Source organism: Aliirhizobium sp. YIM B11859, assembly GCF_057163345.1.
Map to the genome: position 1 here is coordinate 103,097 of NZ_JBXHAY010000003.1, position 12,422 is coordinate 115,518.

Here is a 12,422-nt window from a genome sequence, read left to right on the forward strand (position 1 = left end):
GAGGGTGTAAAGTCAGCGAAGAAGACCGTCGCTCCCGAACTCGTCCCATCCCCGTAGATCAGGGTCGTGTTCGTCAGCTCCAGCAGTTTTCGAGGTCTTGCCCGGCGCCTTCTTCAAAGAGCGCGTCAGCTTCGCCTGATAGGCAGCCTTGAGCCGCTTTTCCGCCTTCGCTTCGGCATCCTGCTCGCGCCATTCGTCCGCCGCACCCCGATTAAGCAGGTCCTCGACGATCCGGGGGTCGAAGACATGGAATGTAATCTGCCGCGCGCGGCCGTTCAGCCTGACCGTCCTCGTGCCGGCGCTCTGCAGACGTCCGTCCGCAAGCCAGCGGTGCCGTTCGCTGGTCTTGATGGTGAGAATGTCTTCAATCTCGCGCGGGATGACAGGCAGGTTTTCGGCCTCCGCCATCGTCCTTGTGACGATGGCCACCGCGGCATTGAACGCAGCCTTTTCGCTCGCGGGCATGGCCAGGGTGATATCGCTGCCTTCGAGGATGACGGATTTTTTCGACACGGCAGGCAGCCGCGCCTGCATCTCCTGCAGAATCCCCTTGGCGCGGACCGAAGATCCCAATGTCGCTGCCGCCGGCAGCGCCCATGTCCTCAGGAGTTCGATGTCTGTCTTCTCGTGTTTCGGCATGCCTGTTAGATGGCCCCCTTTATCTCCCGCGTCAACGATATGCCAAGGCCAAGGAAACGCGGCCATCTTGCCGTCCGAGGTCAAAGGCTGGACGGCCGCCACCGAATACCCGTTGGGTAGCCTGCTTGTCTGGCTTTCCATGTTCGGGACTGGCAGGCCGTCGCTCTAGACCCAATCCCGGCTTCGTTGAGATTGCGTTTCGTCGATTGACGGCAGCATCCCGCACCCCGGCTTGTCCACAGTTGGCCCGTCGAAATTAACCATACTGCGTGGTTTGCGTTGCATTGCACTGGTGCAGCTCTAGGCTGGTTAATGTATTGTTAACCAGGTTTCGTAACACAAATGCCAGGTGTGGTAACATTCATCAGACAGCGTGCGCTGCTTTTGGTCCTGACGGGGGCGTTTGCGGCATTGGCACTCAATATCGCGGTTCCTGCGGTGGTGCTGAGCGTAATGGCGCTGTCGCGATGGGTGGTCTCGGCGGATATGGATCTGGCAGAGTTGGAAGGTAAGGCCGCATGAAGTGGTTCTTGATACTCTGGGCTGGTCCGGTTGCCCTTTTGGGCAGCTGGTACGGGCTGTCCTATTACGACATGAGCTTCGGTTTCTTCATGCTGACCCGCAACACACATGATCTCGTGTTCCAGGTCTATGGCAACATCCTCGGTATCCCGCCGGAGACGATCCCGCCGCTGGTCGCTCGTGCGATCGCATTCGACAGCCTGATCGTTTTTGCCATCATTGCCTACCGCAAGAGAAAGGCGATTTCCGCCTGGTGGCGGAAGCGTCAGGCGTCCGGCATGCCTGTCGCCGACGTGCGCAGCGAAAAGAGCCTGTCCAGCGCACCCTGAAGAATGAAGCTGGCGGCCGCCGAATCGATCCGTTCGGCGCGCTTGGCCCGTGACACGTCCATCTCCAGCAAAGCCCTTTCCGCCGCGACAGTCGATAGTCGTTCGTCCCAGTAGATGAACGGCAGGTCGGTCTTGTCCGACATCGCGCGCACGAAAGCGCGCGTCGCCTGAACCCGGGGACCGGCCGAGCCATCCATGTTCACCGGCAGGCCGATGATAAAAGCCGCGACCTTTTCTCTCGCCGCGAAATCCATAAGCACGACCGCATCCTGGGTGAATTTAACCCGCTTGATCACCGTTCGTGGCGACGCGAATCGACGGCCGAGATCCGACATGGCAAGGCCGATCGTCTTGGTGCCGAGGTCGAGCCCGGCAATCGCCTGGTTCGGCGCGAGCTGTCCGGCGAGTTCCTCGATTGTCAGCGTTGCCATGTGTTGTTCCTAGCTTTTCTTGCGGACGAATTCGGTGCGCAGCACCAGACCCTTGATCGCATCATGCCGGCAATCGATCTCTTCCGGATTGTCGGTCAGCCGGATCGAACGGATGACGGTACCCTGCTTCAGCGTCTGGCCGGCGCCCTTGACCTTGAGATCCTTGATCAGCGTGACCGCATCGCCGTCGGCAAGCACATTGCCGGCGCTGTCGTAGACTGCAGAAGCCGCAGCGGCCTTTGCCGCAGCCTCGGAAGCCGGCAGCCATTCGCCGCTTGCTTCGTCATAGATATAGTCGTCGTCATTGCCTGCCATTTTATGTCCTTAGGTCCTGAAAAGAGCGGCGTTGCCGATATTGCTCAAAAGAGCTGGCAACGGCTGCAGGTCGCTTAGCCCACGGCCCCGCTGCTTGCAACCGCAGTCGGCGGTCGCGCCAGCCGGATTGCTCTGCTTCCGGTGGTCGGCATCATCAAGCCGCGGACGCACAAGACAACCATCGCGAAGTTTGAAATCGCCGGGTGCCGTGCTATCATTGACAGAGGAGGTGAGACGACCTTCTTTCCGGTGGGAGCCGGGCTTTCGCCCGACCCCCGTTCTGTTAACGGCTCATCGTCAGTGTCAGGCGCCAACCGAACAAACTAACGATTACCGTAACCCGGATTTTCAATCGTCTCACCTCCTTTCGTCGCGTCGAAACCTCCGTTTCGACCTTTCCCTTCTATCAAAGTTCATTTGGTCTTGTTCCCCCTCATTCGACCATGTTGAAGGATGCTTTCCCATGAAGATCACCTGGCTCGGCCACGCCGCGTTCCGTATCGAGACCGCCAAGGCCAAAATCCTGATCGACCCGTTCCTGTCCTATAACCAGCCCTTCGCCGATGCCGGCCTCGACTTGAAGGACGTGACCGAAGGGATCACCCATATCCTTCTCACCCACGGCCATGCCGACCATGTTGGTGATACCGCCGCGATTGCCAAGGAAAAGGGTGCCGTCGTCCTGGCCAATGCCGATCTCGCCTCATGGCTCGGCACCAAGGGCGTCGAGAAGATCGAGATGGGCAATACCGGTGGCACGGTCGGTTTCGAGGGGTTTACCGCGACCTTCACCCAGGCGCTGCATTCCTCCGGCCAGGTTGATGAAATGGGCGTCGCCCATTCGCTCGGATCGGCCAACGGCCTGATGCTGCATTTCGATGACGAAATGTCCGTGCTGCACATGGGCGATACCGACATCTTCACCGACATGGGCCTGATCAACGAATTGCACCAGCCGGATATCGGCCTCGTGCCGGTCGGCGATCGCTTCACCATGGGCGGTGCCGTAGCAGCTCTTGCCTGCCAGCGCTTCTTCGATTTCAAGCACGCCATTCCCTGCCATTACGGCACATTCCCGATCATCGACCAGACGCCGGAAAAGTTCGTCAAGGGCATGGAAGGCAGCCGCACCCGTATCGAGACGCCGACACCCGGTACGACGCTCAGCTACTGACAAGTCCAGACATTATGCAGCGCCGGTGAAATGAACGGCGCTGCCTGTTGCGAAGGGCGGGCATGGCCATTATAGCGGAGGGGATTTTTATTGCCCGGAGTTGAGCCATGTCCGTCGATCTCGCCACCGTCAAGCGCGTTGCGCGCCTTGCCCGTATTGCCGTCTCAGAAGACGACGCCAATCGCATGGTCGGCGAGTTGAATGGCATCATCGATTTCGTCGAACAGCTTTCCGAAGTCGATGTGACCGGCGTCGAGCCGATGACATCAGTAACCCCGATGGACATGCGCAAGCGCCAGGACGCCGTGACCGACGGCGACAAGGCCGACGATATCGTCGCCAATGCGCCCGTCACCGACCGCAATTTCTTCCTGGTGCCGAAGGTCGTCGAATAAGCCGCTCCTACACTCGAGCGCTTCCGACCTCTCCACGCATTCGAACATTTTGAAGAGACCATGACCGAACTCACCAGCCTCACCATTGCCGAAGCCCGCGAGAAGCTCGCCTCCAAGGAGATCACCTCGGTCGAACTGACCAAGGCCTATGTCGATGCAATCGACGCCTTTAACGGCACGTTTAATGCCTACATCACCACCACGCCGGAAAAGGCGATGGAAATGGCAAAGGCCTCAGACGAACGCCGCGCGTCCGGCAAGGTCGGTGCGCTGGAAGGCATTCCGCTCGGCATCAAGGACCTGTTCGCCACCGAAGGCGTCCACACCCAGGCCGCCTCGCACATTCTCGACGGCTTCAAGCCGAAATACGAATCGACCGTCACCCAGAACCTCTGGGACGATGGCGCCGTCATGCTCGGCAAGCTGAACATGGACGAATTCGCCATGGGCTCGTCCAACGAAACCTCGTTCTACGGCCCCGTCATCAACCCGTGGAAGGCCGAAGGCTCCAACCAGCAGCTCGTTCCGGGCGGCTCGTCGGGTGGTTCTGCCGCAGCCGTTGCCGCTCATCTGTGCGCCGGCGCCACCGCCACCGATACCGGCGGCTCGATCCGCCAGCCGGCTGCGTTTACCGGCACGGTCGGCATCAAGCCGACCTATGGCCGCTGCTCGCGCTGGGGCACGGTTGCGTTTGCATCCTCGCTCGATCAGGCAGGCCCGATCGCCCGCGACGTGCGCGATGCCGCGATCATGCTGAAGTCGATGGCCTCGGTCGACAAGAAGGACACGACCTCGGTCGATCTGCCGATCCCGGATTACGAAGCAGCGCTCGGCCAGTCGGTCAAGGGCATGAAGATCGGCATTCCGAAGGAATACCGCGTCGACAACATGCCGGAAGAGATCGAAGCGCTCTGGCAACAGGGTATCGCTTTCCTCAAGGATGCCGGTGCCGAGATCGTCGACATCACTTTGCCGCACACCAAATACGCCCTGCCGGCATATTATATCGTGGCGCCTGCCGAAGCCTCGTCCAACCTTGCCCGTTATGACGGCGTTCGTTACGGCCTGCGCGTCGACGGCAAGGACATTGCCGACATGTATGAAAAGACCCGCGCCGCCGGTTTCGGCACCGAGGTCAAGCGCCGCATCATGATCGGCACCTATGTTCTGTCGGCCGGTTATTACGACGCCTATTACCTGCAGGCGCAGAAGGTCCGCACGCTGATCAAGCGCGATTTCGAACTGGCCTTCCATGCCGGTGTCGACGCGATCCTGACCCCGGCCACCCCGTCGTCTGCCTTCGGCATCGCCGACGAAAACCTCGCAGCCGATCCGGTCGCCATGTACCTGAACGACATCTTCACGGTGACGGTCAACATGGCTGGACTTCCGGGGATTGCAGTTCCCGCCGGCCTCGACAAGAAGGGCCTGCCGCTCGGCCTGCAGCTCATCGGCAAGCCGTTTGAGGAAGAAACGCTCTTCCGCACCGCTTACGTCATCGAACAGGCCGCGGGGAAATTCACCCCCGCCAAGTGGTGGTAAGCGGACTGAGCATACGGAATATGACTGTCGCCGACCACATCATGGTCGGCGAAGTCGGTTTTGCTGCCTGGCAATCCAGCGACGCCTTCAAGGGCGTCGACCTTTCTGCCGATGTGCTGGAGCGAACCCGCAAGGCCTACGAGATTTTTGCGGGCGAAACCAAAGGCGACATCTGGATTGCCGAGCTTGATGGCAGGGTCGTCGGCTGGTGTGCCCGCGATGGCGCGCGCAACTATATTTCCGATCTCTGGGTCTTGCCGGACTGCCAGGGCAGGGGCATCGGCCGGGCGCTCGTGCTTTACGCCTGCGACCGGATCAGGGCGGATGGCCACGAGACGGCAACCATCCAAACCCATGCCCGAAACACAGGTGCGATCCGGCTTTACGAGCGCTGCGGTTTCAAGATCGTCTGGCGCGGCATCGAGCCCTCGAAAAGCATGGGCGTCGATCTTGAAAAGATCCATCTCGCAAAACCGCTGGACTGACCAAACCATCTGGAGATCGCGATGAAGCCCGAAATTGCCTCACTGATCGCCACCCTCGACAGATTGGCCATCGACGATTTCACGATGGGATCGGACTGGGCAGCCGTTCATGATCTATGCCAGGCCAATGAAGGCGAGGCGCCCTTCGACTGGGCCCATGCGCTCTGCCATCGCATCGAAGGTGATGACTGGAATGCCGCCTACTGGTATCGCCGCGCCGGCAAGCCGGTCGCAACCGGTTCGTTTGCAGGCGAATGGGCGGCGATGAGGACTGCTCTCGACGCGCTCCGTTGAGCGTCTCTCCAGACTGATCCGCTGCACACAAAAAAACGCGCCGGTCTCCGGGCGCGTTTTTCAATCTCAAAATATCCTGTCGCTGCTCAGTCGAGCGTATAGGCAATCACCGAATCGCCCGGTGTCGTGCCGAGCGAGCCGTGGCCGCCGGCGGCAACGACGATATACTGTTTGCCGTCCTTGCCGCGATAGGTCATCGGCGTGGCCTGGCCACCGGCGGGCAGCGCCATTTTCCACAATACTTCACCGGTCTGCATGTCGTAACCGCGGATCGCGTCGTCGAGGGCAGCAGCCGTAAACGCCACGCCACCGGCGGTCGTCAGCGTGCCGCCATGGGCGAGCATGCCCATTTCGAACGGGATCGGGAACTTGACGCCGGCGAACTTCTGTCCGGCAACCGTACCGTTGCGGTATTTCCAGGCGGTCTTGCCGGTCGTCAGATCGACGCCGACGCGAACGCCCCAGGCCGGTGCATTGCACGGTGCGGCAAGCGCCGAACGGAAATGCTGGATCGATACGGCATAGGGTCCGCCGAGGTTTTCGTTGCCGGGCTTGGATTCGCCGCCCGAATTGTCGCCACCGAACATCCGTTTGTCGAGCTGACCTGCCGGACGCGGATAGAGCTGGTAGAGATAGGCGAGATATTGCGGTGTGCCGATCAGCCACTTGTTGACCGGATCAACGGCGATCGAACCCCAGTTGAACACACCGATATTGCCCGGCCATACGAGCGAGCCGGTCGTCGTCGGCGGTGTCCAAGGATTGCCGTCATAACGATACTGGTTGTAGGTCGTGCGGCATGCCATCTGGTCGAACGGCGTCGCACCCCACATGTCGGCTTCGCGCAACGGCGCCGGCGTGAAGTTGAGCGACGACATTGGCTGCGTCGGCGAAAGTTTTTCACCGGCAATATCGGTATTGGTCTTCACCGGCACGTCGCTGATCGGCAGGATCGGCTTGCCGTTGGTCCGGTCGAGAACCCACAGATTGCCGATCTTGGTCGGGATGATGATCGCCGGCGTATCGACGCCGTCCTTCGGCAGGTTCAACAGAACCGGCTGCGAAGGGTTGTCGCGATCCCAGAGATCGTGATGCGAGGTCTGGAATTTCCACTTCAGCTGGCCGGTCTTCAGGTCGAGCGCGGCGAGCGCATCAACGAAGGCCTCCTGTTCGGGCGTGCGCGAAATGCCGACCTGGTCGGGAGATGCGTTGCCGAACGGGATATAGGCAAGACCGAGCTTTTCGTCGGCGGCAAACTGCGTCCAGGCAACGACCGAGTTCGGTTCGTAATGCTGGCCAGGAGCAAGCGGTGCCGTGTCGTTCGGCTTGCTGGCATCGAACTTCCAGACGATCTTGCCGGTGCGCACATCGAAGGCGCGGATGACGCCCGACGGATTGTTTTCGTAATAGTTGTCGGCGATCGCGCTGCCGAGGATGATCAGATCTTTGGTCACCAGCGGCGCGGATGTCTGCTGGTAGGTGGCGCGGTTGGTATCGATCATGCCGTCCATCAGGTCGACATAACCGTCCGTGCCGAATGTCTTGCACAGGGCGCCGGTATCGGCGTTGAGCGCAAACAGGCGGGCATCGACCGTCGAGGCAAGGATGCGGCGCGGGCACTCGGCTACAGCCGCAGCGGTTGCTGCCTGCTGATCGGGAGCGCTGTCGGCCGGAGCGGCAAAGGCGGTCGAATCATTCCATGACACGCCGCGGCATGTCTGGTGCTGATAGAACGGATCGCGCTTCATCATCGGGTCGAAGGACCAGCGGACCTTGCCGGTTTCCGGCTCGAGCGACTGGATGACATTGTGCGGCGTGCAGAAATAAAGACCGCCATCGACTTTGATCGGCGTCGCCTCGAACGTGTATTCGGACGAATCCTGATCGGCCTTGCGCAGGTCGCCGGTATGGTGTTCCCAGGCAACCTTGAGGCCCTTGACGTTCTGGACATTGACGTCCTTCAGCGCCGAATACCGCTGGCCGAGATTGGTGCCACCATAGGCGGTCCAGTCATTGGCAGGGTAGGGTGTGCCGCTTGGATCGGTCGCGACATCCGCGGAGGCCGTCTTGGCGAGCTTGCCGGTGATCGACAGCGGATCGTAGAACCAGGCGATGACGCCGAGAACCGCGATGACGGCAACGACGGCGCGCAAGGCGAAGACGCCATTGCCAAGGCTCGGTGCCCAAAGCTTCTGCGGTCGGTCACGCAGGCCGTTGGTGACGAAAGGCAGGCTGAGAAGAATGCCGAGGAAAATGACCAGTGCACCGCGCGGAATCCACTGCCACTTGTCGAACCCGACTTCGTAGAGCGTCCAGATGAAGGTTGCGGCCAACGTCAGCGCATAGACCCAAAGGCCGGCCTGGCGCCGCATCATCAGCAATATGCCGGCAACGGTCAGGCCAAGCCCCATGAGGACATAAAACGGGGAACCTCCCGCAAGCGCCAGCTTTCCTCCATAACCGAGAATAGCGAGGCCGAGCAGAGCGGTAATAACCCCTCCGATACGAGACATCATGGCGATGTGCTCCTTTGTGTTGAGTTCAGAAATTGAGTTCAAGAAATGTCGAATTGCCCAGGAAGGGTGCGACGTAAGGCCGCGACCTCACTATCGAGGAGGTATGCCTCATAATTCTTGTACGCAATGCTCTTAAAGTTGCGTTGGCGTGCGTTTTGTCAATTGCCAAGCAAGGGTCTGCAATTGAAAGTGGATTAGGCGCCGGCTGGCGGGGAATGGGAGCGTTGCCTCTGGCCAAATTCCGGACACGATGTTTCTATCGTGCCGACAACAGGGGAACGCATGGCCACGACGCGCAACGCACGGGAAGACGATGTGGACATGCTGGCCGAGATCGGCTTTCGAGCCTGGGAAAAGGCGATGGAGGCGATCGGCGATATGGCCGATATGCGCGGCAATGCCCGCAGTGCCTTCCTGAATTTTGCCCGCTCGTCCTGGATCACCATCACCGTCGTCGAGCAGCATGGTTATCTGGCCGGCTGGGCGGCGCGCGAACATCTGGATGAGCTGATTTCGGATTTCTGGATCGATCCGCAATATCAGGGGCAGGGGCTTGGCAAGGCTTTACTCGATGAAGTCGAGGCGGAAGTCGTCCGCCAGGGTTTTGAGAAGACGCGGATCGAAACCCACGCGCAGAACAACGAGGCGATCGGCTTTTTCGAGAAGCACGGTTATGCCATCCATTGGCTCTCGGTCGCCTATTCGCCGAAGATCGATCGCGACGTTCAGTCCGTCGGACTGTCGAAGCAATTGGTGGAAAGCCCGACCGAAGCTTATGGAAGGGAATTCTAGCCGGCGCTCACCCTCTCCAGCAATGTGAGCGCTGCATCGGGCGCCACTGTCGCCATGATCAGCAGCAGGATCTGCAGCCCGAAAAACAAGGGCAACAGCACCGGAAAGGGCTGTTTGCGGGTCTTGTGGCGCAGCAGTCTCTGGGCGGCAAGCGCTCCGGCGCCTCCACCGGCAAAGGCCAGCAGCAGCAAGGTTGTCTCCTGCACCCGCCATGTGCCGTTGCGGGCCGCCTGCTTGTCCCACCAGTAAACCCCGTAGACGATCAAGTTATAGAGGATCGTCATTGCGGCGAGCGACAGGATTGTCTGGATCGTCATGAAAACTCCGGAAGTCTGCTTTTTTGTCTGGCCGGACGGCTGCCATCCGGCGCCCACAAGCCTTGCGCCACCACGGCATTTGTTCTACCTCACGACTTCAAAGAATTCACGCATGAGACGAGCCCAAGATGACCCTGATCGACGTCCGTACCCCTGATCCGAAACGCTTCATTCCCGGCGCCACCGGCGATTGGGAAGTGATCATCGGCATGGAGGTTCACGCTCAGGTCCTCTCCAATTCAAAACTCTTTTCCGGCGCCTCGACGGAATTCGGCAAGCCTGCCAACGGCAACGTCTCGCTGGTCGATGCCGCGATGCCTGGCATGCTGCCGGTCATCAACGAGGAATGCGTTCGTCAGGCCGTGCGCACCGGTCTTGGCCTCAAAGCCCAGATCAACAAGCGCTCGATCTTCGACCGCAAGAACTATTTCTATCCCGACCTGCCGCAGGGCTACCAGATCTCGCAGTTCAAGGATCCGATCGTTGGCGAGGGCCAGATCGTCATCTCGCTCGGCCCGGATCGCCAGGGCCAGTTCGAGGATATCGAGATCGGCATCGAGCGCCTGCATCTGGAACAGGATGCCGGCAAGTCGATGCATGACCAGCATCCGACCATGTCCTATGTCGACCTCAACCGCTCCGGCGTGGCGCTGATGGAAATCGTCTCCAAGCCCGACATGCGGTCTTCCGATGAAGCCAAGGCCTATATGACCAAGCTGCGCTCGATCGTCCGCTATCTCGGCACCTGCGACGGCAACATGGACGAAGGTTCGATGCGCGCCGACGTCAACGTTTCCGTTCGCCGTCCGGGCGAAGGTTTCGGCACGCGCTGCGAGATCAAAAACGTCAACTCCATCCGCTTCATCGGTCAGGCGATCGAATACGAAGCCCGCCGCCAGATCGCCATCCTCGAAGACGGTGGCGTGATCGATCAGGAGACCCGCCTCTTCGACCCGGGCAAGGGCGAGACGCGTTCGATGCGGTCCAAGGAAGACGCGCATGATTATCGCTATTTCCCCGATCCGGATCTCTTGCCGCTTGAATTCGACGATGCCTTCATCGAACGGATGCGCGCCGACCTGACCGAACTGCCGGACGACAAGAAGGCTCGGTTTGTCGCCGAACTCGGCCTGTCGATCTATGACGCGTCGGTGCTGGTTTCGGAAAAGGCGATTGCTGACTATTTCGAGGCCGTTGCCGAAGGCCGCGATGGCAAGATGGCGGCCAACTGGGTCATCAACGACCTGCTGGGCGCCTTGAACAGAACCGGCAAAGACATTGAAGAGACTCCGGTTTCTCCCGCTCAGCTCGGATCGATCATCGACCTCATCAAGTCCGAAACCATTTCCGGCAAGATCGCCAAGGACCTGTTCGAGATCGTGCTCACCGAAGGCGGTGATCCGGCAGAGCTCGTCGAGACGCGCGGCATGAAGCAGGTCACCGATACCGGCGCAATCGAAAAGGCGGTCGACGAAATCATCGCGGCGAACCCGGATCAGGTCGAGAAGGTCAAGGCCAAGCCGACGCTTGCCGGCTGGTTCGTCGGCCAGGTGATGAAGTCGACCGGCGGTAAGGCCAACCCGCAGGCCGTCCAGGCACTGGTCAAGGCCAAGCTCGGCATCGAGGAATAAGCCTCTTGGTCTACTTCGTTCGTACAGCCGGGCAGGAGGACGTGGAGAAGATCCGCGCCCTTCTGGGCGAGACATTCCACGCGACCTACGATCAGTTCTACGGAACGGATAAGGTTGCGCAGATGGTGGGTGGCTGGCACACCGCCAACGCGATCCGCTCGCGTATCGGCAAGAAGGACGGTGAATTCCTCGTCGCCGACGACGGGCGTCGGATCGGGGGCATCGCTTATGCCGCCGTGTATCCGAAAATGGCCAAGACCGTGATGCTGCATCAGCTTTATGTCCGGCCGTCCTGCCAGAACGAAGGCATAGGTCGCGATCTTTTCGCCGAGATCGAAACCTGCTTCCCCGATGCGGAAATCATGCGGGTCGAGGTTGCTCTTCCGAATATCCGCGCCATGTCCTTTTATCAGCGCCTCGGTTTTTCCGAAGTCGACCGGATGGAGGAATGGGGCGCACCGAATTCCGGCCTGCCCGCAATCATCATGGAAAAGCGGTTGCAGCAGCACTGAGGTTAATATGGGGGAGGCAGGTCCTATGGGCGAACTGATCATCAGAAGGGCGCATGAAGAGGACCTGGGCGCCCTGATCGCAATGTTTGCCGAGGACGACAAGGGCGGCCACGGCGATACGACCGACGCGGATGCCTACGAAGACTATCTTCGCGCCTTTCATGTCATCGATCACTCCGCCAACGAGCAGCTTTTCATCGCCGAACTGAATGGCGAGGTCGTCGGCACATTCCAGCTTCTTTTTACCCGCACGCTGACATCGCGCGGCTCGCTCAGCATGATCATCGAGGCGGTGCAGACGAGACCGGACATGCGTGGTCGCGGTGTCGGCGCGCGGATGATGGATTTTGCTGTCGAGGAGGCCAAGCGCCGGGATTGCCGGCTGGCCCAGGTAACCTCCAACGCCGCCCGCACCGATGCCCACCGCTTTTATGAACGGCAGGGGTTCATCAGGACCCATGCCGGTTTCAAGATGAAGCTGAGATAGTCAGGCCTTGAGAATCGCTGGACATCAACAACCGCAGGCGT

16 protein-coding genes are annotated in these 12,422 nt (G+C 60.2%); 11 read left to right on the forward strand and 5 right to left on the reverse strand.

What is annotated here, in order from left to right; translation table 11 throughout:
- Positions 1-12: 12 nt before the first annotated feature.
- On the reverse strand, positions 13-639 hold the full coding sequence (locus AC2GXZ_RS12545) for a hypothetical protein (protein ID WP_483759515.1): 627 nt from the start codon (positions 637-639) through the stop codon (positions 13-15).
- 342 nt (positions 640-981) lie between these two features.
- Here AC2GXZ_RS12545 and AC2GXZ_RS12550 point away from each other — a divergent pair, with 342 nt between their 5' ends.
- Positions 982-1,161: a hypothetical protein gene (locus AC2GXZ_RS12550; RefSeq protein WP_483759516.1), complete on the forward strand. Its 180-nt coding sequence runs from the start codon at positions 982-984 to the stop codon at positions 1,159-1,161.
- Positions 1,158-1,490, forward strand: coding sequence for a DUF6105 family protein (locus AC2GXZ_RS12555; protein ID WP_483759517.1), 333 nt, complete (start codon positions 1,158-1,160; stop codon positions 1,488-1,490). Before AC2GXZ_RS12550 ends, AC2GXZ_RS12555 begins: the two co-directional genes overlap by 4 nt.
- On the opposite strand, the gene ruvX is transcribed toward AC2GXZ_RS12555, so the two are convergent.
- A complete protein-coding gene (gene ruvX / locus AC2GXZ_RS12560; RefSeq protein ID WP_483759518.1) occupies positions 1,427-1,921 on the reverse strand; it encodes a Holliday junction resolvase RuvX in 495 nt (164 codons plus the stop codon). The two genes, AC2GXZ_RS12555 and ruvX, sit on opposite strands and share 64 nt — an antisense overlap.
- A gap of 9 nt (positions 1,922-1,930) precedes the next feature.
- The gene (locus AC2GXZ_RS12565) at positions 1,931-2,236 is read right to left on the reverse strand and encodes an alkylphosphonate utilization protein (protein WP_483759519.1); all 306 of its coding nucleotides are present in this window, start codon (positions 2,234-2,236) and stop codon (positions 1,931-1,933) included.
- Between the two features lie 463 nt (positions 2,237-2,699).
- On the opposite strand from AC2GXZ_RS12565, the gene AC2GXZ_RS12570 reads away from it, so the two are divergent.
- The 5 genes from AC2GXZ_RS12570 to AC2GXZ_RS12590 all read left to right on the forward strand — a co-directional run bounded on the left by AC2GXZ_RS12570 (position 2,700) and on the right by AC2GXZ_RS12590 (position 6,126).
- Positions 2,700-3,410, forward strand: coding sequence for a metal-dependent hydrolase (locus tag AC2GXZ_RS12570; RefSeq protein ID WP_483759520.1), 711 nt, complete (start codon positions 2,700-2,702; stop codon positions 3,408-3,410).
- A 107-nt stretch (positions 3,411-3,517) separates the two neighbouring features.
- Positions 3,518-3,805, forward strand: coding sequence for an Asp-tRNA(Asn)/Glu-tRNA(Gln) amidotransferase subunit GatC (gatC, locus tag AC2GXZ_RS12575; RefSeq protein ID WP_483759521.1), 288 nt, complete (start codon positions 3,518-3,520; stop codon positions 3,803-3,805).
- Between the two features lie 60 nt (positions 3,806-3,865).
- Positions 3,866-5,347, forward strand: a complete 1,482-nt coding sequence (gatA, locus tag AC2GXZ_RS12580) for an Asp-tRNA(Asn)/Glu-tRNA(Gln) amidotransferase subunit GatA (RefSeq protein ID WP_483759522.1) — start codon at positions 3,866-3,868, stop codon at positions 5,345-5,347.
- 20 nt (positions 5,348-5,367) lie between these two features.
- Positions 5,368-5,832: a GNAT family N-acetyltransferase gene (locus AC2GXZ_RS12585; protein WP_483759523.1), complete on the forward strand. Its 465-nt coding sequence runs from the start codon at positions 5,368-5,370 to the stop codon at positions 5,830-5,832.
- A 21-nt stretch (positions 5,833-5,853) separates the two neighbouring features.
- Positions 5,854-6,126 carry a hypothetical protein gene (locus AC2GXZ_RS12590; protein ID WP_483759524.1) on the forward strand — a complete coding sequence of 91 codons (273 nt, stop codon included), beginning with the start codon at positions 5,854-5,856 and terminating at the stop codon, positions 6,124-6,126.
- Positions 6,127-6,212: 86 nt separating this feature from the next.
- On the opposite strand, the gene AC2GXZ_RS12595 is transcribed toward AC2GXZ_RS12590, so the two are convergent.
- On the reverse strand, positions 6,213-8,642 hold the full coding sequence (locus AC2GXZ_RS12595) for a membrane-bound PQQ-dependent dehydrogenase, glucose/quinate/shikimate family (RefSeq protein WP_483759525.1): 2,430 nt from the start codon (positions 8,640-8,642) through the stop codon (positions 6,213-6,215).
- Between the two features lie 282 nt (positions 8,643-8,924).
- On the opposite strand from AC2GXZ_RS12595, the gene AC2GXZ_RS12600 reads away from it, so the two are divergent.
- Positions 8,925-9,434, forward strand: coding sequence for a GNAT family N-acetyltransferase (locus tag AC2GXZ_RS12600; RefSeq protein WP_483759526.1), 510 nt, complete (start codon positions 8,925-8,927; stop codon positions 9,432-9,434).
- On the opposite strand, the gene AC2GXZ_RS12605 is transcribed toward AC2GXZ_RS12600, so the two are convergent.
- A complete protein-coding gene (locus tag AC2GXZ_RS12605; RefSeq protein ID WP_483759527.1) occupies positions 9,431-9,751 on the reverse strand; it encodes a DUF1294 domain-containing protein in 321 nt (106 codons plus the stop codon). The genes AC2GXZ_RS12600 and AC2GXZ_RS12605 overlap by 4 nt on opposite strands.
- Before the next feature lie 128 nt (positions 9,752-9,879).
- On the opposite strand from AC2GXZ_RS12605, the gene gatB reads away from it, so the two are divergent.
- From gatB to AC2GXZ_RS12620, 3 genes are read left to right on the forward strand one after another with little or no spacing between them, the layout of a single operon-like run.
- On the forward strand, positions 9,880-11,382 hold the full coding sequence (gene gatB, locus AC2GXZ_RS12610; RefSeq protein WP_483759528.1) for an Asp-tRNA(Asn)/Glu-tRNA(Gln) amidotransferase subunit GatB: 1,503 nt from the start codon (positions 9,880-9,882) through the stop codon (positions 11,380-11,382).
- A 5-nt stretch (positions 11,383-11,387) separates the two neighbouring features.
- Positions 11,388-11,894 (forward strand): N-acetyltransferase family protein, encoded by a 507-nt coding sequence (locus AC2GXZ_RS12615; RefSeq protein ID WP_483759529.1) that lies wholly within the window; start codon positions 11,388-11,390, stop codon positions 11,892-11,894.
- Positions 11,895-11,919: 25 nt separating this feature from the next.
- Complete coding sequence (locus tag AC2GXZ_RS12620) at positions 11,920-12,381, forward strand: GNAT family N-acetyltransferase (protein WP_483759530.1); 462 nt, start codon at positions 11,920-11,922, stop codon at positions 12,379-12,381.
- Positions 12,382-12,422 lie beyond the last annotated feature (41 nt).